Source organism: Methylophilus sp. 3sh_L (genome assembly GCF_046766015.1).
Lineage (GTDB): Bacteria > Pseudomonadota > Gammaproteobacteria > Burkholderiales > Methylophilaceae > Methylophilus.
In genome coordinates, this window is record NZ_JBKOUF010000001.1 from 55,355 (window position 1) to 74,939 (window position 19,585).

A 19,585-nucleotide genomic window follows, 5' to 3' on the forward strand; every position below is an offset into this window, starting at 1 on the left:
GCATGCGTCTATTCAAAATGCCTGCAGATTCACGGCAATGGCTGGCGGTGATGAATTTTTTCATGGCCGATGTCCGCGACGGGCTGGGTGCCTTTCTTGGCGTGTATTTATTGGCACAATCCTGGCAGGCCGATGATATCGGCTATGTGATGACCATAGGTGGGTTGGCAACCATGGTGGCGGGAATCCCGGCGGGTGCCCTCATGGACCGCACCCATGCCAAGCGCTTGTGGCTGTCCGTGTGCGCCATCTTGATGGTGGTCGGTTGCCTAGTGTTGTTGCTGTGGCACTCATTTGCGGCGATCGCCTTGTCGCAAGCCGCCACTGGCGTGGTACGCGCCATGATCGGCCCGGCCATTGCCAGTATCAGCCTGGGGCTGGTCGGGGCAAAGTATTTGCCGCGGCAGCTCGGGCAGAATGAGGCCTGGAGTCACGCAGGCAGCCTGGTGTCGGTGACTGTGGCGGGGGTGCTGGGTTACTTCTGGGGCTTGTCTGCTGTGTTTATTCTGCTGGCGGTGATGGCAGTGCTGGCCCTCCTGTGTATCCGCCGCATCCGCCCGCAAGAGATTGATTACAATGCGGCACGGGGGCTGGAGTCCCATGCCTCCGTCAGTGATTCTGGCCATGCCGTGTGGAAGGCGCTGCTACAGTCGCGGCCGTTGCTGATGCTGGCCGTCATCATGATGCTGTTCCACCTGGCCAATGCTGCCATGCTGCCCTTACTGGGGCAGACCATGGTGTCGCAAGGGCTGGTCAATGCCAGCCTGTTTACAGCTTTGACCGTGATGGTTGCGCAACTGGTGATGATTCCCATGGCCTTGATGGCCGGGCGGTACGCAGAGCAATTCAGCTATGAGCGGCTGGTCACCCTGGCTTTGCTGGCGTTGCCTGTCCGCGGTGTGATCGCATCAACCTGGAATTCACCTTGGGCCGTCGTGCCTGTGCAATTGCTGGATGGCGTCGGTGCAGGGTTGCTCGGCGTAGCATTGCCTGGCCTGGTAGCCAAGATGTTGCAGGGCAGCGGGCATTTTAATGTTGGCTTGGGGTTTGTGCTGACCATTCAGGGGCTGGGGGCGGCCTTGAGTCCGGCCATTGCCGGCTGGGTGGCGCAACGCTATGGCTATGCCATGAGTTTTACGCTGTTGACCGGCTTTGCCATCGTCGCCTTGTTACTTTGGTGGCATCAAGCCAGCCAAGCCGCACAGCAACGGGGAGCAAGCTTGCAGGCCGGGCATTGAGCGGTACGCCTGGCACCGTTACTGGAACAAATCATCCAGCGGGTTACGGTTCACGGCGGCGGGCTTCGCGGCTTGTGCGCTGACCCGCTGGCAGCTAAAGGCTTCTTCAATGTTGTCGCGGTAATAGCTCCATTGAGCATTCGCGTTTTTAAAGTTACGCCAGACGCTTTCGCCGACATTGGCATATTCGAGGGTGCTGCCGTCTTCCAGCCTCACGCGCAACGCCCGCTTGCCTGCATCATAGCCAATCGCCCGCAATTTGCCAGCATGGGTGTGGATCATTTCCATGATTTATAGCTACAGGGTTTTATCTACAGGGTACGCAGCTAAATGCTTTTCGCCTAACCGCAGCAACCGGTTTTACAGCCACAAGACTTGCCTGCAGGCTTAAGGCCTTTTTGTTGCCAGGCCTGCAAAAAAGCTTCTTTGCTCATCGGTTGTAAGTGCAAGCTTTGCTGCAAGGCAGGATCTACCACCTGCGATTGGTAATGCTGAAAATGCGCCAGGTATTTGGCATACGCGCGGTCTGCCCCACGCCAGGATTGCCATTGCCGCCACAGCCATTTTTTAAAGCTAAACATGTTGACTCCTTATCCTCACATCGGACTGCCATCATCTTACCCCAATTGATGGCAGGCAGTGATACCGGTTGCGTCTGTAACAGCCCGCGATGCAAGTTTGAACCCTGGCGGGCCGGCAAGTTCACGCTGGTGCTGGCCAATCCGATGGCTACCTGGGGCATTGCAGATGAGCATCAAACATTGTTAAAGCAAGCTTGGCGCAAGCTGTCTGTGTTAGATTACGCGGGCTAGTGCGCCTGTCAGGCGCGGTTTAATCTGTTTCAAGGGGGATAAGCCCTCTCGATCACTCATGAGTAACTCGTTTTATTTCAATTTAATCCTATTTTTTCTGGTGGCTGTGATTGCACTGGAAGTGCTGGCCAACCGGCTGCGGTGGCCGCCTGCGGTGGCACAACTGGCGGGTGGCGCACTGATTGCCTTGGTGCCGGAATTACCTGCGTTTGAGATTGATCCGGCGCTGGTAATGGAGGTATTTTTACCGCCGTTGCTGATGGCAGGTGCCTACTTCACGGTCTGGCATGAGTTCAGGCGGCATTTGGGCGGCATTCTGCTATTGGCCATCGGGGCGGTGCTGTTTACGACGCTGGCGGTAGGCCTGGCGCTGCATACCTTTAACCCCAGTTTGCCGTGGGCAGCTTGCTTTGCCTTGGGCGCGATTGTTTCACCGCCTGATGCGATTGCGGCGAAAGCCGTGTTGCAGCGGGTAGCCTTGCCGCGCAAGCTGCTGGTGTTGCTGGAAGGAGAGAGCCTGCTCAATGACGCGACCGGCCTGGTGCTGTACAAGTTTTCCATTGTCGCCTTGCTGACTGGCGTATTTTCCTTGAGCGGTGCGCTCGAAACCTTTGTCTGGCTCAGCGTGGGCGGTTTGCTGTTAGGTGGAGCCGTCGGCTATGGGGTGTTTAAAACCTTGCGCTACCTGCATGGCACCGAACTCATGGTGCTGGCCTCGGCCCTGCCTGGCTGGATTTGTTATGTCGTTGGCGAGCATATCGGCGTCTCTGGCGTGATCGCTACTGTGACCTACGGCATGATGCTGGGCTGGCACCAGCATGAAATCATGTCCGCCACCGCCCGTCGGCGCAGCGCTGCGTTCTGGGAAGTCATGATTTTTATCTTTGAATCGCTGGTATTTATTTTTATTGGCCTGTCTTTGCGCGGGGTCTGGGAGCGTATCGCTCATGCGGACAAGTCTTTGGGCGCCTATGGACTGGAAGTGTTGCTGGTACTGGCGGTGGTCATCGTGTCGCGGTTTGTTTGGATTTTTATGATTGATGGCTTGGCCAGGCTCATACGCAAGCCACACGGTGCGCATGGGCACAGCGTGTGGGGCGAGTCTTTTGTCAAAAGCTGGGCGGGTATGCGCGGGGTGGTGACATTGGCAGCGGCGTTGGCCGTGCCTGCCCAGGTGCCAGGCCGTGACTTAATGCTGATGAGTGCGTTTGCAGTGATCCTGGTCACCGTGGTCGTACAGGGGACGACCATAGGCCGTATGATCCGGGCATTTAAATTGAAGGCAACCAAGCATGAGCATATTTACCTCAATGAGCCACAGGTGTGGGCCCGGATTGAGCAGGCACAGTTTTCAGTGGTCAACAAACTGGCTTATAACGAACATGGCGCATTGATGCACCCGCGCTTACTGGAGCAGTATAGCTACCGGCAAAGCCTGTCAGACAAACACAAGCATGAAGACAGTTTGCCCGACGATCTCCGCAAGGCGCATTTCAATGTGGTGCTGGCCGCTGTCGCTGCCGGGCGCGAAGAGCTGCTCAAATTGCATCGCTCTGGTCAGATTCATGACGAGTTGCTGCACCTGATGGAGCGTGATTTGGACATCCAGGAGATCGCTGCCTTGCACAGCCGCGGCTAAGCCTGACTGTCCACATTTTTTGTGGATAACTTTTATGGTGAGCTGTGGGTGAGTGTGCTAACGCTATGATTTTATGGGTAAAATAAGGCCTGATTAAAATCTGCACGTTAAAAATATTTTGTGAAAAATCTTGCTGAAAGCCATTTTTTGTGTATTGCCAGCCCTGTGCTGACGGCGTAGCATAAGTCTTGTCCGAGAGCTTATCAGGAGGCTGTCATATGAAAAGATTGTTTTATATCGATTATCCGCAAGAGCACTTTGAAGGCCAGGCGCACCGTTACCGTTGCGCTTATTGCAAGCAGGAAACCACGCATATCAATGGCAAGTTGGAAGGGCACCTGCCCAGCTGCGAATACCGGCTGGCGCTGGAAAAAGCCGGGTTTGAGTGCAACCAACCCACCGCACAATCCCACGAGGATATGGCAGACGAAGTCGATTGAGTGGCATCAGCTCGGTCCAGCCCTTTCGCAGGGCGCTGCAACAATTCTCAGGATATTTCAATCAACTTAACTGCTACTGCCATATTGGGCTACGCTTAGCCTGGATAGTCAGGCATGCGTAAACCCCATGCTTGCCTCGTTTTGTAGGCGCGGGCGGTCTGGTTGAGCCAGTTGAGAAGAGCGCAGTGTCCATAAACGTTTTAAACGGAAACAAAAAACATGATTTCTTTTACCCCGGTGCAATCGCTGATAGGTGGTTTGCTGATTGGTTTCTCAACCTTATTGATGATCCGTTATTTGGGCAAAATCACGGGGATCAGTGGCATTGTCGGCCAGCTATGGTCGGCAACGGCTGAGGACCGCGCCTGGCGCCTGGCCTTTGTGGCAGGCCTGGTGCTGTCACCGCTGGTGTATGTGCTGGTGCGGCCATTGCCAGCCGTGGAGATCCAGGCATCCACGCCTTGGTTGATCGTGGCGGGTTTGCTGGTCGGGTTTGGTAGCCGCCTGGGTTCTGGCTGCACCAGCGGTCATGGCGTGTGTGGCTTGTCGCGTCTGTCGCCGCGTTCGTTGGTGGCCACCATTACTTTTATGCTGGTGGCGATGCTGGTGGTCGGTTTGTTCCGCCACGTGTGGTTGATAGGATAGGACGCAAGATGGCGAATTTGATTGCTTTACTAGCCGGGCTCGTATTCGGGCTGGGTCTGATTGTGGGCGGGATGACCAATCCGGCTAAGGTGCTGGCGTTTCTGGATATTACCGGGCATTGGGATCCATCGCTGGCGTTTGTGATGATGGGGGCGATTGCGGTGGGTTTTTTTGCCTTCCGCTCTGCGGCCAAGCAAGCGACCAGCACGCTAGGATGGCCCATGCAGTTGCCTGGCACGCGCCTGATTGACCGGAAACTGGTCCTGGGCGCGGCGATCTTTGGCGCGGGTTGGGGCATCGCCGGCTTTTGCCCAGGTCCCGCTGCGGCCTCCCTCCTCACCGGCGGTGCGTCGGTCTGGCTGTTTGTCGCCAGCATGCTGGCAGGCATGGCGGTGCATACGCTGGCAGTACGTCGCGGCTGGCTGTAACAGGTCTTAGTCTTTTTGCCATAGTTTACGGTAGCGCCAGAGCGTGGTGCGGCCAATCCCGAGTTGCCTGGCCGCCTGCGTCAGGTTACCCTGGCACTCCGTCACCGCCTGCAAGATGGCTGCTTCTGATGGCGCCTGGCGTGCAGATTTTGCGGGTTCCGTGACAGCAGTCTGCTGGCTGGCTGGTTGTCCTTGCAGTTCTGGCGGCAAGTCTGCCACGTCTAACTGTTTGCCATCTGACATTACCAGCGCGTAATTCAATACATTGCGCAGTTCGCGCACATTGCCCGGCCAGTCGTAGGCCATGAGTCGCTGCATGGCGGCTGCGGTCACCACGGGCAGTTGTTCCCCGGTAAATTGCTGTTTCAGGAAATGACGCAGTATTAACGGGATATCCTGTTTGCGGGCCTGCAAGCTGGGTAAGAAAATCGGCACTACACGCAAACGGAACAGCAAGTCCTGGCGGAAACGCCCGGCCTTGACCTCTTCGCGCAAGGCTTTATGGGTGGCGGCCACGATGCGCACATTGGCCTGCATGGGCTGGCTGGCCCCCACCGGCAGGTATTCGCCGGTTTCGAGTACGCGCAATAACTTCGCCTGCAGCTCATAAGGCAACTCGGCGATTTCATCCAAAAATAGGGTGCCGCCCTCTGCGCGTCCAAACAAGCCCTGGTGATCACGAATGGCGCCGGTGAAAGCGCCTTTGACATGGCCGAACAATTCACTTTCCAGCATGCCCGCATTGAGGGTCGCACAGTTGATGGCAACAAAGGGCGCGCGGTGGCGCGGACTCTCACCGTGAATGGCGCGGGCCACCAATTCTTTGCCAGTGCCGGAGTCGCCGCGTATCAACACTGGAATCTCTGTCGGCGCCACCCGGCGTATCATGTCGAACACTTTTTGCATGTCGGGCGCATGGCTGATCAACCCATACTTTCCCCCCAGCGATGATTGTTCCACTGATTTTGCCTGGTCAGGCTGTTGCGGCAGCAGGATTTCCAGGCCGCCGGCAAAGGTGCCATCCTCCTGCGCGTAGGCCATGGCGTATTTCAACACTGCCTGCCGTGAGCCATCTGCGCGGTGCAACAGTAAGGGCGCGCCCTCTACTTTGCCGGATTCAGTCAAGCCGCAGCTGCGCATACATTGCTCACAACGATTAGCGGTCAGGCAGTTTTCGCCCAGCAACGCTTGCTGTTTGAAGCCGAGCAACTTCTCTGCGCCTGGACTCCAGTAGCTGATGCGCTTGTGCGCGTCTACGGTAAAGACGGCAGCATCCGGCATGATCAAGGAAATCATGCGGGCGAGGGATTCGCCCTGGGCACGGGATAAGCCTGCATGCTGGGTGAAAAAGTCGGGAGTGGTGTGTTCCATATATATTTTGAAACGTTCCATTGATGGGGATTGTTGTTTCATTGAAACATTTTATTCTGGGCTACGCAAGCTAAATATTGTTATAAGTTATTGATTTTTATATTTTTAAATATATTTTGAAACGTTGGCACCTGTTTTGCTAACTCTTTTACATCTTGATAAGGAGCCTGGCGATGATATTCAAGCAATTTTTTGAACCTGAAAGTAGCACCTATACCTATTTGCTAGGCTGTGAGGACAGCAAACTGGCCGTGTTAATTGATACCGTGAGCCGCGATGTGGACAAGTACCTGGTCGCTTTGCAGCAGCATGGCTTGACGCTGGTGTATACGTTGGAAACCCACGTGCATGCCGACCATGTCACTGCTGCCGCTGCCTTGCGCGATCGGCTGGGTAGTAAAAGTGTGGTGCACCGCGATGCCGGTGCGCAGTGTGGCGATGTGCTGGTGACCGATGGCGCACATTTGCAGGTCGGCACGCTGGACATTGAAGTCCGTTATACGCCTGGGCACACCAATGGCTGTGTAAGCTATTATGTGGGCGACCGCATCTTTACCGGCGATGCGTTGCTGATTGATGGCTGTGGCCGCACTGACTTCCAGCAGGGCAATGCCGGGCAGTTGTATGACAGCATTCATGGCAAGATTTTCAGCTTGCCTGAAGATACGCTGATTTATCCCGGCCACGATTACCACGGCAAAACCGTCTCTACCGTCGGCCATGAAAAGCGTGAAAACAAGCGTTTGGGCGGAGAGACCTCGCGGACCGAGTTTATCAATATTATGGCCAATCTTAAGCTGGCGTATCCCAAGCAAATTGATGTGGCCTTGCCTGCCAATCAAGCCTGCGGCCAAACAGTCATCAAGCAGTCGGCATGAGCACGTCTGGATTCAAGACGCTGGCCCATTATTTGCCCATTTTGCGCTGGGGGCGACATTACCGGCGCGAGCAGGCAATCCATGACCTGATGGCGGCATTGACGGTGACTCTGATGCTGGTGCCACAGGCCTTGGCTTATGCCATCCTGGCAGGCTTGCCGCCACAAGTCGGCCTGTATGCCAGCCTGTTACCCTTGCTGGTCTACGCCCTGCTTGGCACCAGCGCGACGCTGGCAGTAGGCCCGGTAGCGGTGGCGGCGTTGATGACGGCCACAGCCATCGCGCCTTATTCGGCTCAGGACCCCGCCCTCGGTCTGCAAGCGGCATTGATCCTGGCGTGTTTGTCTGGCCTGTTCCTGACCTTGGCCGGGCTGTTCAAATTAGGTTTTCTGGCCAATTTTCTCTCGCACCCAGTCATGAGCGGGTTTATTGCTGGTGCCAGCCTGGTGATTGCCAGCAGCCAGTTACCTACCTTGCTTGGTATTCAGGCCGAGGGCAGTCATTTGCTGGCGCTCTGGCAGAGTATGCTGGGCCAATGGCATCAGGTTCATCTCACGACGGCCATGTTGTCGGTGCTGACCCTGCTCGTGCTGGGGCTGGCCAGGCGCTATGGGCAACAAGGTTTGTTAACCCTGGGCTGCTCGCCCTTCTGGGCGCAGACCCTCGTGCGGGCGCTGCCTGCCGTATTGGTGGTGCTCGGCACCTTGGCCGTGCATGCCGGCTGGGCCATGTTTGCGGGTGTGAGAACCGTCGGGCATATTCCGGCGGGCTTGCCTGCACTGGCATTGCCGCATGGCGATCTGGTCATGTGGCAAGCGTTATTACTGCCCGCCGTGCTGATTTCCATCATCGGCACTGTGGAGTCCATTTCCGTGGCCCAAAGCCTGGCCCTGAAAAGACGGGAGCGTATAGACCCTGACCAGGAGCTGATTGCCCTGGGTGCGGCGAACCTGGCCGCAAGCCTGAGCAGCGGTCAGCCAGTAACTGGCGGTGTCTCGCGCTCGGTGGTGAATATGGATGCCGGTGCGAAAACGCCCGCCGCTGGCTTGTTTACCGCTGTGGGTATGTGTCTTGCGACTTTGTTTCTGGCATCCTGGCTCAGTGCCTTACCCCGGTTTATTCTGGCCAGTACGATTATTGTTGCGGTGATCAGCCTGGTGGATGTCCGCGCGTTTGTCGAGACCTGGCGGCGCAACCGCAGTGATTTTGCTGCTTTAGTGGTGACTTTTATGATCACCTTGCTGGTAGACATTGAGCACGGTATCAGCACCGGTGTCATGCTCTCAATCGCCATGCATCTTTACCGTAGCAGTCGTCCACATATTGCCATCGTCGGCCAGGTGCCTGGCACCGAGCATTTCAGGAATGTGGCACGGCATGCAGTCACCCTCTGCCCGGATGTAGTGACCTTGCGGGTGGATGAGAGTTTGTATTTTGCCAATGCGCGGTATCTTGAACAGAAGGTGCTGGAGGTGGTGGCAGACAATCCGTCCCTCAAACATGTGATCCTGATGTGCTCCGCCGTCAACGAGGTAGATGGCAGCGCGCTGGAGGTGCTCGAAGCGATTAATCACCATTTATCTGCGTTAGGAATCGGCTTTCATTTGTCCGAGGTCAAAGGGCCGGTGATGGATATGTTGCAACATGCTCCTCTCAGGCAGCAGCTCAATGGCAATATTTATCTGACCCAGTACCAAGCCTACGCGGCGCTGTCCTGTCATTAGCAAGGTGATGCTTGTCAACAGCGAGGAGGCAGTGATGGCAGATAACATCAGTCAGTTTGAGAGATATTTAAGAGTGGTTTTCGGGGCAGGCTTATTGCTTTGGACGCTGTTTTTCGAAGGGGCGACTTGGGGCTGGCTGGGGCTGGTGCCGTTAGCGACCGGTTTGATTGGCTGGTGTCCTGTGTACTCACTGTTTCGTAAGTAGGGCATTCTTCTTCCTCAAGCAAAACGTGGTTAAGCAGATGAAAAAACTGGTGACGCATTACCGCAACAGCATCCTGTTTCGGCATTTGACTTGGGTATTACTGATTAAAGTGATGCTGCTATGGATGCTGTGGTTTTGCATCGTCAAGCCGCAGAAGCAACACCCAGATACTGAGCGTGTGTTCAGGCACCTGGTCAGTGTGTCGGCGCAATCTCCCACAGAGACTGGAGGTTCAAAATGATTTCTCACGAATTGGTGGATTTGTCGCGGCTGCAATTTGCCGCCACCGCCATGTACCACTTTTTGTTTGTGCCGCTGACACTGGGCATGGTCTGGTTGCTGGTGATCATGGAAAGTGTGTATGTCATGACCGGCAAGGTGATCTGGAAAGACATGACGCGTTTCTGGGGCAAGCTGTTTGGCATCAACTTTGCCTTGGGCGTCACCACCGGCATCACCATGGAGTTTCAGTTTGGCACCAACTGGGCTTATTACTCGCATTATGTGGGCGATATTTTCGGCGCACCGCTGGCGATTGAAGGCTTGATGGCCTTTTTTCTCGAATCCACTTTTATCGGCCTGTTTTTCTTCGGCTGGGACAAATTATCCAAACCCAAGCACTTGATGGTGACGCTGCTCATGGCCATAGGCACTAATCTGTCGGCATTGTGGATATTAATCGCCAACGGTTGGATGCAAAACCCGGTCGGCGCCGAGTTTAACTGGCACACCATGCGCATGGAAATGACCAACTTCTGGGATATTCTGATGAACCCGGATGCTCAGGTTAAATTTGTACACACCGTCTCCGCGGGCTATGTCACCGGTGCCATGTTTGTGCTCTCTATTTCAAGCTGGTATCTGCTCAAAAAACGCAATGTAGAATTTGCTAAACGCAGTTTTAGCGTCGCCGCCGCTTTTGGACTGTCGGCTGCGGCCAGCGTGATTGTGCTCGGGGATGAGTCTGGTTACACCGTGGGGGAAGCGCAGCAAACCAAAATGGCGGCGATTGAAGCCATGTGGCAAACCAAACCAGCCCCGGCCGGACTGACCTTGCTGGCTGGCCTCAACGAGGCCGAGCACAAAAACAACTGGGAAATCGAGCTGCCTTACGTCATGGGAGTGATTGGCACGCGCTCACTGAGTAAAACCATCCCCGGCATAGACGAAATCAAGGCCAAAAACCGTGAACGCATACTGAATGGCATCCCTGCCGTGGTGGCGCTGGAACAACTGCGCGCTGACCGCAATAACAGCGATGCCGAGGTGACGCTCAAGGCTCATATCCATGACCTGGGGTTTGGCCTGTTGCTCAAGCGCTATACCGATAAGGTGGCTGAAGCCACGCCTGCCATGATTGCACAGGCCGTGGATGATACTGTGCCGCGCGTGGCGCCAATGTTCTGGTCTTTCCGTATCATGGTGGGCCTGGGCTTTGCCATGCTGGCGCTGTTTGCACTGGCCATGTGGAGCAGTCTCAAAGGTTGTTTCACTGAAAAACCTTGGCTGCTGAAATGGGCGGTATTGATGCTACCAATGCCATGGATTGCCGCTGAACTGGGCTGGTTTGTGGCTGAATATGGCCGCCAGCCCTGGACTATTTACGGCGTGCTGCCCACGCATCTATCGGTATCCACATTAAGCCCGGCCAGCTTGTATGGTTCACTGATTGGCTTTGTCGGCTTTTACACGCTGTTGCTGGTGGTTGAGTTGTATCTAATGGTCAAGTTTGCCCGGCAAGGGCCAGGCTCGCTGGGCACTGGCCGTTATGATCAGGACGTCCATGCTTAGGAGAACACCATGCTCGATTACACAACTCTGAAAATCATCTGGTGGCTGCTGGTTGGAGTGCTGCTGGTCGGGTTTGCCATCATGGACGGCCACGACATGGGCGTGGGCACCTTGCTGCCGTTTGTCGGTAAAAACGATGACGAACGACGCGTGGTCATCAACACGGTCGGTCCGCACTGGGATGGCAATCAGGTCTGGTTTATTACCGGTGGCGGAGCCATTTTTGCCGCCTGGCCCCTGGTGTATGCCACGGCTTTCAGTGGCTTTTACTGGGCCATGCTGGCGGTATTATGGGCGCTGTTTTTCCGGCCGGTTGGCTTTGATTACCGCAGCAAGATTCATGATGCTCGCTGGCGCAGCACTTGGGACTGGGGCCTGTTTGTCGGCGGTGCCGTGCCGCCGCTCATTTTTGGCGTGGCCTTTGGCAATCTGCTGCAAGGGGTTCCCTTCAGTCTGGATAACAATTTAGTGTCGCATTACAACGGCAGCTTCTGGGCGCTACTCAATCCGTTTGCGCTGTTGTGCGGCGTGGTTTCGAGCGCCATGATCACCATGCAGGGAGGGATGTATCTGGCGCATCGTACCGAAGGCCGCATACAGATTCGCAGCATCACGCTGGCGGCATACTGCGCCTGGGCCATGGTGGCAGCCTTTGTGCTGGCCGGGTTGTGGCTGCGTTTTGGTCATATCGATGGCTATGTCATCACCTCCAGTGTGGATGCGGCTGCCTTACCTGATCCACTGGCCAAAACCGTGGCACGTTCATCGGAAGCCTGGTGGCAGAATTATCGCGCGCAGCCCATGCTATGGCTGTTGCCATGCCTGGCGATCTGTGGCGCCTCACTGGCCACCTGGCTGGTGCAGTCAGGCCGGACCCTGCGCGCATTTGTCGCCTCATCGCTGAGCATACTCGGCGTCATTGGTACGGCAGGCGCCGCCATGTTCCCGTTTGTGATGCCCTCGTCCATCCAGCCGAATGCCAGCCTGACCGTGTGGGACAGTGTGTCCAGTCACCTGACACTGCAACTGATGTTTTTTGCTACGCTGATTTTTATGCCGCTGATTATTTTTTATACCAGCTGGGCCTATCACGTCATGCGTGGCAAAGTTACCGTAGCGGATATCCAGGCCAACAGTCATCAGGCTTACTAAAGGAGAATGCACATGTGGTACTTTACCTGGTTGTTGGGCGTTGGGTTTGCCGTACTACTGGCCATCCTGAATGCCATGTGGCTGGAGTCGGGTGGCTTTGACCATTGCCGTCACCCGGAGCAGTGATTGAGCATGTCCTGGTTTGACATGGGCGCTCCCCAGGGGCGTGCCATGTACTGCAAAATGCTAGCTTAAGGCCGGAGCGCAGATTTGAGAATCAATACCGAAGCTTTGCCAAATCCATAAGAGGTTGTGATGAGACTGGCAAACAGGTACACCTGAAACAGCATGGGCGGCGATAATTCAGGATTGTCCAGCGACGGGAAAATCGCCATCAGCAGGAACAGACTGGAGTTGGTAAAGGCACCGATTACCATCGCCCAGCGCACATGCCACGGTAGCATCACCCGGCTGGCGGCAATGCCAAGAATCAGCGCGGTCATTAGCAAGAAGTCGATATGCGCCTGCAACAGGCGTGTGAATTTGCCTGTAAAAATCAATTTGAGTGGCGCCACGCCAAAATTAAGGCCGACCATGCACCAGGCCAGTAACAAGGCCATCAGCAGCCAGCATGCTGCGCCTTTTAATAACATCTGGTGGGCTTGCGGGGTGGATTGCATTGAGGTCTCCTGGCGATATGACTGTGTGAGCATCATACCGCGCCTGTAATGACCTGCTTGATCTGGCGGGATCACTTCCTTGACTGAAACGGAGATCGCTGGCTTGCGAAGTGCCGCTATTTGTGACTTAATTCCGCTCAGCAAAGGAGGGGGAACATGGCACAGTATGCAAACCCGGTGGTGGCCGAGCGCGGCCGCAAATACAGTTCTGAACTGGTCGCGCCAGGTCAGCGTAAGGCATGGCTGTGCGAGGTGATTGGCCGCGAATATGCCGAAGTCGACATTGTCCCGCCCACCGCGGCCCCGCTTTATAATGAGATGACGCTGTATCCCTGGCAGGACATGCAATTGTCGGTGATTCACTCCAATAGCCTGACCATCCAGCGCGGTACACGCGAGATCAGCAGTCCGCATCTCGACAATTACTTTGCTGTGCTTTTGCTGCAAGGGCGCTATTGCCTGCAACAGCAGGGGCGCGAAGTGTTTTTGCAACCCGGCGACATGACGATTTATGATGCCACCGTGCCGCATTACATTCACTGCCCTGAGGCGTTTTCCAAGCTGATTGTGTCTATCCCCAGGAACATGTTGCAGCAGCGCTTGCCGCAGGCCGGGCATATGACCGCCATGCCTCTGCGCGGGCAACAAGGCATGACCGCGATGTTGTCGCCATTTTTGCAACAGCTCACACGCCAGCTCAACCAACTCTCGATGCAGGCATTTGAAGCCAGCGCGGCGCCTGTGCTAGACATGCTGGGCGCGTCATTGGAAACATTGTCCACCGGCATGGCGCCGCGGTCGCGCAGCCGCAGCCTGTCCTTGCTGCAAATCAAGCAATGGCTGAGCAAACACTTGCAGGATGCGGAACTCGATACGCACGCCATCGCCGCAGCCACCGGATTTTCCAGCCGCTATATGAACCAGTTGTTTGCCGACGAGCAGACTTCTTTAATGCGCTATGTCTGGCAGCAGCGGTTGGCGCTGAGTGCGCAGTACCTGAAGCAGGTGGCCTGGCAGCATCATACGGTGACCGAGATCGCCCTGGCCTGCGGTTTCAATGATTTTTCACATTTCAGCCGTGCGTTCAAACAGCAGTTTGGCTGCTCGCCACGGGCATTCCGGCAACAGGGCCGTGAGACCGGTTAAATCTGCAGGCAGATTTTGCCAACGTGCTGATTGCTCTCCTGATACTGGAAGGCTTGCACCATTTCCTCCAGTGCAAACACTTTATCCACGACCGGTTTAAGGCCATTGGCATCGATGGCCTTGACCATGTCTTGCTGCATACTGCGGCTACCGACCAGTACGCCTTGCAGGCGCAGTTGTTTAATCAAGGCCGTGACTAGTGGAAAGTCACCTGCCAGTCCGGTCAATATCCCGATGACAGAGACATGACCGCCGACCCGCGCCGCTTGCATGGATTGTTCCAGCGTCGCCGGGCCGCCCACTTCCACCACATGGTCCACCCCGCGGCCACCCGTGAGTTCGCGCGCCAGCGCCCCCCAGGCCGGGGTGGTTTTGTAATTGATCAGGTGGTCTGCGCCTAGCGCCTTGAGTGTTTCCAGTTTGGCGTCGCTGGAAGACGTGGCAATGACAGTTGCCCCTGCCAGTTTGGCAAATTGCAGTGCAAAGATCGAAACGCCCCCGCTGCCTTGCACCAGCACGCTATCCCCCGGTTTTAACTGGTCATCGACCATGAGCGCGCGCCAGGCGGTTAAGGCTGCGGTGGTCAGCGTAGACGACTCGAGATGGCTCCAGCCTTTGGGTGCCAGCGTAAAAGAAGCCGCACTGGCGGTGACCATTTCTCGCGCGTAGCCATCAATGCCATCGCCCGGCACGGTGGCAAAGCCTTCTACTTGAGGCTCACCGGATTGCCAGGTTGGGAAAAACGTACTGACCACGGCGTCCCCCACTTTAAATTCACTGACGCCTTCACCCACCGCCACGACTTCCCCTGCGCCATCCGCCATGGGGATCCGTGGCTCAGCCGGTCCCCACATCCCGCTGACCACGGCAAAATCATGGTAATTCAGCGAGTTGGCGTACAGCCTGACGGTTATCTGCCCGGCACGCGGCGCAGGCGCCTCGCAGATGCCCACGGTGACATTCTGGTAACCGCCTCCGGGTTGCAAAATAATGGCTTTAGTCATAGGGTTCTCCTCAGCAAGCATGGTCAGGGATGTTGCATGTATCAAGATGCATGCTCACGATAAGCATTTGAGGAGGCCTTGTCCAGCATGCCCAGCGGGGGTGCCCTTAACACGTTTAAATTTAAATTTAGGCGGCATTGGTGGAGTGCATACATACAACCTTGTATGTTAGTATGTTTTCACGATAGCCAACGACAGATTGGTTTTGCGATTGCAGCATCAGATTTTAAAAAGGAACAAACACGATGAAACTCAATATCAATGGCAAAGAGACCGAGCTCAGCGTGAGCGATGACATGCCTATTTTGTGGGCTATCCGCGATGTGGCTGGCATGACTGGCACCAAGTTTGGCTGTGGCATGGCGCAGTGCGGGGCGTGTACCGTGCATCTGGATGGCGAGGCTATCCGCTCGTGCGTCACCCCGGTCAGTGCTGCGGTAGGTAAAAAAATCACCACAATTGAAGCCATGCACGAGGATAAAGTGGGCCAGGCCGTGCAGGCCGCCTGGCAACAAATTGATGTAGTGCAATGCGGCTACTGCCAATCTGGCCAAATCATGTCGGCGACCTCACTGCTCAAACAGAACCCCAAGCCTAGCGATGCAGACATTGATGCTGCCATGAGCGGCAATATTTGCCGTTGCGGGACTTATCAACGTATCCGGGCAGCGATCCACGAAGCCGCTGCCAAACTGGCTTAAGGAGAGACGCCATGAATGATTTAATTAATCTCTCCCGCCGCAGTTTTATCAAAAGTACCGCCCTGGTCGCTGGTGGCCTGGTGGTGGCATTCAGTATTCCACAAGCCAAACGCTTTATGGGGGTGGCCAATGCGGCAGAAGCAATGCCCTTGCCTGCGCCGAATGCCTTTTTGCGCATAGGGGCAGATGACAGTATTACCGTGATGCTGGCGCACAGTGAAATGGGCCAGGGGGTGTGGACCACCTTGCCTATGCTGATTGCGGATGAGCTTGATGCGGACTGGAGCAAGATCAAGGTGGAGCATGCCCCTGCTGCCCCTGCCTATATCCACACCGCTTACGGCATCCAGATCACTGGTGGTTCTTCCACGACCTGGTCAGAGTTTGACCGTTATCGCCAGGCCGGGGCGCTGACCCGTGCGTTATTGCTCGAAGCCGCGGCCAAGCAATGGAAAGTGCCGGTCACCGCGTTGCGCACCGAAAATGGCTTTGTGATCAACGGTACGCAAAAGCTCAGTTATGGCAAATTGGTCGAAACGGCCAGCCAATTACCGACACCGGCCAGCGTCACCCTGAAAAAACCGGAGCAGTGGAAGTTTATTGGCAAGGCGACCAAGCGCTTGGATAGCAAAGAAAAAATCAATGGCAGCGCCAAGTTTGGCCAGGATGTGCAGTTTGACGGCTTGAAGGTGGCGATGGTCGCCCGTGCGCCAGTGTTTGGAACCCAACTTAAAAGCGTGGATGATGCCGCTGCACGCAAGGTGCCGGGCGTGATCAAGGTGGTCAAGGTGCCGACTGGGGTGGCGGTGATTGCCGAGCATTACTGGGCCGCCAAGCAAGGCCGTGAGGCGCTTAAACTCGAATGGGACCTGGCTGGACATGACAAACCCGACACTGCAGCCTTGGTCAAGCAATATCAGGCCCTGGCACAAAAGCCAGGCGTGCAGGCAGCCAAGGCCGGTGATGTTGCCAGCGCCAGCAAACAGGCCAAGCACACCCTCACGGCAGAATATGTCCTGCCTTATCTGGCGCATGCGCCCATGGAGCCGCTCAACTGTACCGTCAAAATTTCTGACCAGGGTTGTGACATCTGGACCGGTACGCAGATGCAAACCACCGATCAGGCATCCGCGGCCAAAATTCTTGGCTTGAAACCAGAGCAGGTCAACATCCACACCCAGTTTCTCGGTGGGGGGTTTGGCCGCCGTGCCAATCCACGTGCGGACTTTGTGTCTGAAGCGGTCGAGGTGGCCAAAGCGGCAGGCCTGCCGGTGAAAACTGTCTGGAGCCGTGAAGACGATATCAAGGGGGGCTTCTATCGCCCGATGTTTGTCCACAAAGCCAGTATTTCGCTCGACCAGCAGGGCAAACCACTGGCCTGGCAGCAGATCCTGGTGGGGCAGTCCATCATCAAAGGCACGCCATTTGAAGGCGTGATGATCAAGGAGGGGATTGATGCCACCTCGGTGGAAGGCGTGGCAGACTCGCCGTATGTCAAAGGCACGCCAAACCATGAGGTGCAGTTACACTCGGTGCAGAGCGATGTGCCGGTGTTGTGGTGGCGCTCGGTTGGCCATAGTCATTCCGGCTTTGTGATGGAAAGCCTGATTGATGAACTGGCGCATGCCAGCAAGCAGGATCCATTGGCTTACCGCCGCCAGTTGCTCAAAGACCATCCACGCCATCTGGCAGCACTCAACCTGGCGGCTGATAAAGCTGGCTGGGGTAAACCTTTGCCTAAAGGTCTGTTCCGCGGCATTGCCGTCCATGAATCGTTTGGCAGTTATGTTGCGCAAGTGGCGGAAGTCTCAGTGAAAGATGGTGAGGTCAAAGTCCACCGCGTGGTGATGGCCATTGATTGCGGTCTGGCCGTGAATCCGGATGGCGTCAAAGCGCAAATGGAGTCCTGTGTCGCCTTTGCGCTGGGTGCCGCGCTCGCGAGCGAAGTCAGCTTCAAAGACGGCCAGGTTGAACAATCCAACTTCCATAATTACCAGGTGTTGCGCATGAAGGATATGCCCAAAGTCGAGGTCCATATTGTGCCTAGCACCGAAAAAATGGGTGGCGTCGGCGAACCTGGTGTGCCGCCCTTGGCCCCTGCTGTCACCAATGCCATTTTTGCAGCCACCGGCAAGCGTATCCGCCGGTTGCCGATTGGTGACCAACTGGCTTAGTCTCTATGCAATCTTCAGACTGGGAAGTCCTGCAACGCGCCCATGACTGGCTGGACCAGGGCTATCGTGCGCATCTGTTTACCGTGATCCAAACCTGGGGGTCGGCCCCCCGCTTGCCGGGGGCCATTCTGGTGGTGCGAGAAGATGGTCACCTGGTCGGTTCTGTCTCTGGCGGCTGTATCGAAGATGACCTGGCAGACAAAGCCCGCCAGCAGCAATTACCTCAGCAGGCTGCTATTCTCGACTATGGCGTAGACCAGGCAGAAGCACAACGCTTTGGCATCCCTTGTGGCGGCCAGCTCAAGATTTTTGCCGAGCCGCTCACGCAGGCGGCGCAATTAGCGCCTATGCTGGAGAGCTTGTCACAACGGCGTTTGCTTAAGCGCTCTGTCCATTTACACAGTGGCGAGGTGCGGCATCAATATGTGCTGCCTGAAGGACAGCCTTATCTGGAAAGTGACTGGTTTCACAGTTATTTTGGCCCGCAATGGCGCTTGCTGATCATTGGCGCCAACCAGTTGGGGTCGGTGCTGGCGGCCATGGCGCAGGCGCTGGATTTTCATGTCATGCTCTGCGATCCACGGGAAGAGATGCGTGCCGAATGGCATGTGGAAGGCGCTGACTGGTTGCCAGGCATGCCGGATGATGTGGTGCTGGAAATGGCGCCGGACACCCATACTGCGATCGTTGCCGTCACCCATGATCCCAAGCTTGACGATATGGCATTGCTCGAAGCATTGAAATCAGACGCGTTTTACATCGGCGCGCTGGGCTCGATGAAAAATCAGGAAAAGCGCAAACAGCGTTTGCGCAGTTTTGACCTCACTGAGCAGGAAGTGAACCGCCTGCATGGCCCGGTTGGCTTACGGATTGGTAGCCGCACGCCGGCAGAAATTGCCGTGTCTATCCTGGCTGAGCTGATTCAGGAGCGCGCACGCATGCAGCAAGCCGGCCTGGTCTCCCATAGGCACCGCTTGGCGCTTGCCTGATCACGCCAAATCTGCGGGCGTATCGATATCCTTGAAAATCCCGGCATCCTCGCAATCCACCTGCCATAAGCTGGCCTGATTTTCCCGCAATACCATACGCGCGCCCTGGTCGCCTTCCAACCGCTGTAAGGCGGGGACCAATGCCCGGCTAAACCCCACCGGATGACCAGGCTTGCCCGCCATTACCGGTTGCGCCAGCCGATGATGTGCCAGCGCATTGGCAACTTGCTGGATGGTCTGCGGCTGGATATGCGGCATATCTGCCAGGGCAATGACCACACCAGTGAGCTGCGGAAACGCTGTTAAGGCCGCGTGCAAGCCCAGTTTGAGGCTGTCGGCCATCACTTGCTGCTGGTCGCTGCACACCGCCACGCTCAGCCCCAAGCTTTCCAGTTCAGCCACTAACTCAGGTTCACCGGCACGCACCACTGCCACCGTTTGCGGTAAGGCGGTAATCAGGTGACGCGCCGCGGCAACAGCCATGCGCTCCCCATTCGCGAGTGACTGTAACAGCTTGTTTTGTGTGCCAAACCGGCGTGAGAATCCAGCTGCCAGCAACAGGCCTACAGGGTGATGATCAGGTGAAGAGGGTGTATGCATGGGGGCGGTGAAAGAGCCAAAAAAGAGC

22 protein-coding genes are annotated in these 19,585 nt (G+C 56.1%); 16 read left to right on the forward strand and 6 right to left on the reverse strand.

All coding sequences use genetic code 11. The features are described from left to right. Positions 1-2 precede the first annotated feature (2 nt). A complete protein-coding gene (locus tag ACIDF8_RS00235) occupies positions 3-1,238 on the forward strand; it encodes an MFS transporter (RefSeq protein WP_412008648.1) in 1,236 nt (411 codons plus the stop codon). A gap of 18 nt (positions 1,239-1,256) precedes the next feature. Here the strand turns inward: ACIDF8_RS00235 and ACIDF8_RS00240 are convergent, their stop codons facing one another. Both ACIDF8_RS00240 and ACIDF8_RS00245 read right to left on the reverse strand, forming a co-directional pair. Continuing rightward, entirely contained in the window at positions 1,257-1,526 is a 270-nt protein-coding gene (locus tag ACIDF8_RS00240; protein ID WP_412008649.1) for a KTSC domain-containing protein, read from the reverse strand. A gap of 53 nt (positions 1,527-1,579) precedes the next feature. Then, positions 1,580-1,819 carry a hypothetical protein gene (locus ACIDF8_RS00245; protein WP_412008650.1) on the reverse strand — a complete coding sequence of 80 codons (240 nt, stop codon included), beginning with the start codon at positions 1,817-1,819 and terminating at the stop codon, positions 1,580-1,582. A 289-nt stretch (positions 1,820-2,108) separates the two neighbouring features. Here ACIDF8_RS00245 and ACIDF8_RS00250 point away from each other — a divergent pair, with 289 nt between their 5' ends. The 4 genes from ACIDF8_RS00250 (at position 2,109) to ACIDF8_RS00265 (ending at position 5,202) form a co-directional block, all read left to right on the forward strand. Then, entirely contained in the window at positions 2,109-3,689 is a 1,581-nt protein-coding gene (locus ACIDF8_RS00250) for a Na+/H+ antiporter (RefSeq protein WP_412008651.1), read from the forward strand. Positions 3,690-3,907: 218 nt separating this feature from the next. Beyond that, entirely contained in the window at positions 3,908-4,129 is a 222-nt protein-coding gene (locus tag ACIDF8_RS00255; protein ID WP_412008652.1) for a hypothetical protein, read from the forward strand. A gap of 219 nt (positions 4,130-4,348) precedes the next feature. Next, the gene (locus tag ACIDF8_RS00260) at positions 4,349-4,774 is read left to right on the forward strand and encodes a YeeE/YedE family protein (RefSeq protein WP_412008653.1); all 426 of its coding nucleotides are present in this window, start codon (positions 4,349-4,351) and stop codon (positions 4,772-4,774) included. 8 nt (positions 4,775-4,782) lie between these two features. Further along, complete coding sequence (locus tag ACIDF8_RS00265; RefSeq protein ID WP_412008654.1) at positions 4,783-5,202, forward strand: DUF6691 family protein; 420 nt, start codon at positions 4,783-4,785, stop codon at positions 5,200-5,202. A gap of 6 nt (positions 5,203-5,208) precedes the next feature. Here ACIDF8_RS00265 and ACIDF8_RS00270 read toward each other — a convergent pair whose 3' ends face one another. Next, positions 5,209-6,573, reverse strand: coding sequence for a sigma-54 interaction domain-containing protein (locus ACIDF8_RS00270; RefSeq protein ID WP_412008655.1), 1,365 nt, complete (start codon positions 6,571-6,573; stop codon positions 5,209-5,211). A gap of 173 nt (positions 6,574-6,746) precedes the next feature. Between ACIDF8_RS00270 and ACIDF8_RS00275 the strand changes: the two genes are divergently transcribed. The 7 genes from ACIDF8_RS00275 to cydX are packed head-to-tail and all read left to right on the forward strand — an operon-like array spanning position 6,747 to position 12,449. Next, on the forward strand, positions 6,747-7,451 hold the full coding sequence (locus tag ACIDF8_RS00275; RefSeq protein ID WP_412008656.1) for an MBL fold metallo-hydrolase: 705 nt from the start codon (positions 6,747-6,749) through the stop codon (positions 7,449-7,451). Further along, on the forward strand, positions 7,448-9,175 hold the full coding sequence (locus ACIDF8_RS00280) for a SulP family inorganic anion transporter (protein ID WP_412008657.1): 1,728 nt from the start codon (positions 7,448-7,450) through the stop codon (positions 9,173-9,175). The genes ACIDF8_RS00275 and ACIDF8_RS00280 overlap by 4 nt, the downstream gene beginning before the upstream one ends. Before the next feature lie 34 nt (positions 9,176-9,209). Then, complete coding sequence (locus ACIDF8_RS00285) at positions 9,210-9,380, forward strand: YgaP family membrane protein (RefSeq protein WP_412008658.1); 171 nt, start codon at positions 9,210-9,212, stop codon at positions 9,378-9,380. 37 nt (positions 9,381-9,417) lie between these two features. After that, positions 9,418-9,621 carry a cytochrome oxidase putative small subunit CydP gene (cydP, locus tag ACIDF8_RS00290; protein ID WP_412008659.1) on the forward strand — a complete coding sequence of 68 codons (204 nt, stop codon included), beginning with the start codon at positions 9,418-9,420 and terminating at the stop codon, positions 9,619-9,621. Beyond that, positions 9,618-11,171, forward strand: a complete 1,554-nt coding sequence (locus ACIDF8_RS00295) for a cytochrome ubiquinol oxidase subunit I (protein ID WP_412008660.1) — start codon at positions 9,618-9,620, stop codon at positions 11,169-11,171. Before cydP ends, ACIDF8_RS00295 begins: the two co-directional genes overlap by 4 nt. Before the next feature lie 9 nt (positions 11,172-11,180). Then, complete coding sequence (cydB, locus tag ACIDF8_RS00300) at positions 11,181-12,323, forward strand: cytochrome d ubiquinol oxidase subunit II (RefSeq protein WP_412008661.1); 1,143 nt, start codon at positions 11,181-11,183, stop codon at positions 12,321-12,323. Between the two features lie 12 nt (positions 12,324-12,335). Continuing rightward, on the forward strand, positions 12,336-12,449 hold the full coding sequence (cydX, locus tag ACIDF8_RS00305) for a cytochrome bd-I oxidase subunit CydX (protein ID WP_124552640.1): 114 nt from the start codon (positions 12,336-12,338) through the stop codon (positions 12,447-12,449). A gap of 65 nt (positions 12,450-12,514) precedes the next feature. Here cydX and ACIDF8_RS00310 read toward each other — a convergent pair whose 3' ends face one another. Beyond that, positions 12,515-12,943 (reverse strand): hypothetical protein, encoded by a 429-nt coding sequence (locus ACIDF8_RS00310; protein WP_412008662.1) that lies wholly within the window; start codon positions 12,941-12,943, stop codon positions 12,515-12,517. A gap of 156 nt (positions 12,944-13,099) precedes the next feature. Between ACIDF8_RS00310 and ACIDF8_RS00315 the strand changes: the two genes are divergently transcribed. Then, on the forward strand, positions 13,100-14,089 hold the full coding sequence (locus ACIDF8_RS00315) for a helix-turn-helix domain-containing protein (protein ID WP_412008663.1): 990 nt from the start codon (positions 13,100-13,102) through the stop codon (positions 14,087-14,089). On the opposite strand, the gene ACIDF8_RS00320 is transcribed toward ACIDF8_RS00315, so the two are convergent. After that, positions 14,086-15,093: a zinc-dependent alcohol dehydrogenase family protein gene (locus ACIDF8_RS00320; protein WP_412008664.1), complete on the reverse strand. Its 1,008-nt coding sequence runs from the start codon at positions 15,091-15,093 to the stop codon at positions 14,086-14,088. The genes ACIDF8_RS00315 and ACIDF8_RS00320 overlap by 4 nt on opposite strands. A 245-nt stretch (positions 15,094-15,338) precedes the next feature. Between ACIDF8_RS00320 and ACIDF8_RS00325 the strand changes: the two genes are divergently transcribed. Genes ACIDF8_RS00325 through ACIDF8_RS00335 form a run of 3 tightly spaced genes read left to right on the forward strand, consistent with a single transcriptional unit; the run spans position 15,339 to position 18,957 of the window. Then, positions 15,339-15,794, forward strand: coding sequence for a (2Fe-2S)-binding protein (locus ACIDF8_RS00325; protein ID WP_412008665.1), 456 nt, complete (start codon positions 15,339-15,341; stop codon positions 15,792-15,794). Between the two features lie 11 nt (positions 15,795-15,805). Then, positions 15,806-17,968, forward strand: a complete 2,163-nt coding sequence (locus ACIDF8_RS00330) for a xanthine dehydrogenase family protein molybdopterin-binding subunit (protein WP_412008666.1) — start codon at positions 15,806-15,808, stop codon at positions 17,966-17,968. 5 nt (positions 17,969-17,973) lie between these two features. After that, complete coding sequence (locus ACIDF8_RS00335; protein ID WP_412008667.1) at positions 17,974-18,957, forward strand: XdhC family protein; 984 nt, start codon at positions 17,974-17,976, stop codon at positions 18,955-18,957. Here the strand turns inward: ACIDF8_RS00335 and ACIDF8_RS00340 are convergent, their stop codons facing one another. Continuing rightward, positions 18,958-19,557, reverse strand: coding sequence for a nucleotidyltransferase family protein (locus ACIDF8_RS00340; RefSeq protein WP_412008668.1), 600 nt, complete (start codon positions 19,555-19,557; stop codon positions 18,958-18,960). It lies immediately after the preceding gene. Positions 19,558-19,585 lie beyond the last annotated feature (28 nt).

What these genes read in the sequence shown, in the direction of transcription:
- ACIDF8_RS00335 (WP_412008667.1), top strand. Translation starts at nt 17,974, where the DNA reads ATGCAATCTTCAGACTGGGAAGTCCTGCAACGCGCCCATGACTGGCTG.
- ACIDF8_RS00280 (WP_412008657.1), top strand. Translation starts at nt 7,448, where the DNA reads ATGAGCACGTCTGGATTCAAGACGCTGGCCCATTATTTGCCCATTTTG.
- ACIDF8_RS00270 (WP_412008655.1), bottom strand. Translation starts at nt 6,573, where the DNA reads ATGGAACACACCACTCCCGACTTTTTCACCCAGCATGCAGGCTTATCC.
- ACIDF8_RS00260 (WP_412008653.1), top strand. Translation starts at nt 4,349, where the DNA reads ATGATTTCTTTTACCCCGGTGCAATCGCTGATAGGTGGTTTGCTGATT.
- ACIDF8_RS00320 (WP_412008664.1), bottom strand. Translation starts at nt 15,093, where the DNA reads ATGACTAAAGCCATTATTTTGCAACCCGGAGGCGGTTACCAGAATGTC.
- ACIDF8_RS00315 (WP_412008663.1), top strand. Translation starts at nt 13,100, where the DNA reads ATGGCACAGTATGCAAACCCGGTGGTGGCCGAGCGCGGCCGCAAATAC.
- cydP (WP_412008659.1), top strand. Translation starts at nt 9,418, where the DNA reads ATGAAAAAACTGGTGACGCATTACCGCAACAGCATCCTGTTTCGGCAT.
- ACIDF8_RS00295 (WP_412008660.1), top strand. Translation starts at nt 9,618, where the DNA reads ATGATTTCTCACGAATTGGTGGATTTGTCGCGGCTGCAATTTGCCGCC.
- ACIDF8_RS00245 (WP_412008650.1), bottom strand. Translation starts at nt 1,819, where the DNA reads ATGTTTAGCTTTAAAAAATGGCTGTGGCGGCAATGGCAATCCTGGCGT.
- ACIDF8_RS00325 (WP_412008665.1), top strand. Translation starts at nt 15,339, where the DNA reads ATGAAACTCAATATCAATGGCAAAGAGACCGAGCTCAGCGTGAGCGAT.
- ACIDF8_RS00240 (WP_412008649.1), bottom strand. Translation starts at nt 1,526, where the DNA reads ATGGAAATGATCCACACCCATGCTGGCAAATTGCGGGCGATTGGCTAT.
- ACIDF8_RS00275 (WP_412008656.1), top strand. Translation starts at nt 6,747, where the DNA reads ATGATATTCAAGCAATTTTTTGAACCTGAAAGTAGCACCTATACCTAT.
- ACIDF8_RS00250 (WP_412008651.1), top strand. Translation starts at nt 2,109, where the DNA reads ATGAGTAACTCGTTTTATTTCAATTTAATCCTATTTTTTCTGGTGGCT.
- ACIDF8_RS00235 (WP_412008648.1), top strand. Translation starts at nt 3, where the DNA reads ATGCGTCTATTCAAAATGCCTGCAGATTCACGGCAATGGCTGGCGGTG.
- ACIDF8_RS00255 (WP_412008652.1), top strand. Translation starts at nt 3,908, where the DNA reads ATGAAAAGATTGTTTTATATCGATTATCCGCAAGAGCACTTTGAAGGC.
- ACIDF8_RS00340 (WP_412008668.1), bottom strand. Translation starts at nt 19,557, where the DNA reads ATGCATACACCCTCTTCACCTGATCATCACCCTGTAGGCCTGTTGCTG.
- ACIDF8_RS00285 (WP_412008658.1), top strand. Translation starts at nt 9,210, where the DNA reads ATGGCAGATAACATCAGTCAGTTTGAGAGATATTTAAGAGTGGTTTTC.
- ACIDF8_RS00265 (WP_412008654.1), top strand. Translation starts at nt 4,783, where the DNA reads ATGGCGAATTTGATTGCTTTACTAGCCGGGCTCGTATTCGGGCTGGGT.
- cydX (WP_124552640.1), top strand. Translation starts at nt 12,336, where the DNA reads ATGTGGTACTTTACCTGGTTGTTGGGCGTTGGGTTTGCCGTACTACTG.
- cydB (WP_412008661.1), top strand. Translation starts at nt 11,181, where the DNA reads ATGCTCGATTACACAACTCTGAAAATCATCTGGTGGCTGCTGGTTGGA.
- ACIDF8_RS00310 (WP_412008662.1), bottom strand. Translation starts at nt 12,943, where the DNA reads ATGCAATCCACCCCGCAAGCCCACCAGATGTTATTAAAAGGCGCAGCA.
- ACIDF8_RS00330 (WP_412008666.1), top strand. Translation starts at nt 15,806, where the DNA reads ATGAATGATTTAATTAATCTCTCCCGCCGCAGTTTTATCAAAAGTACC.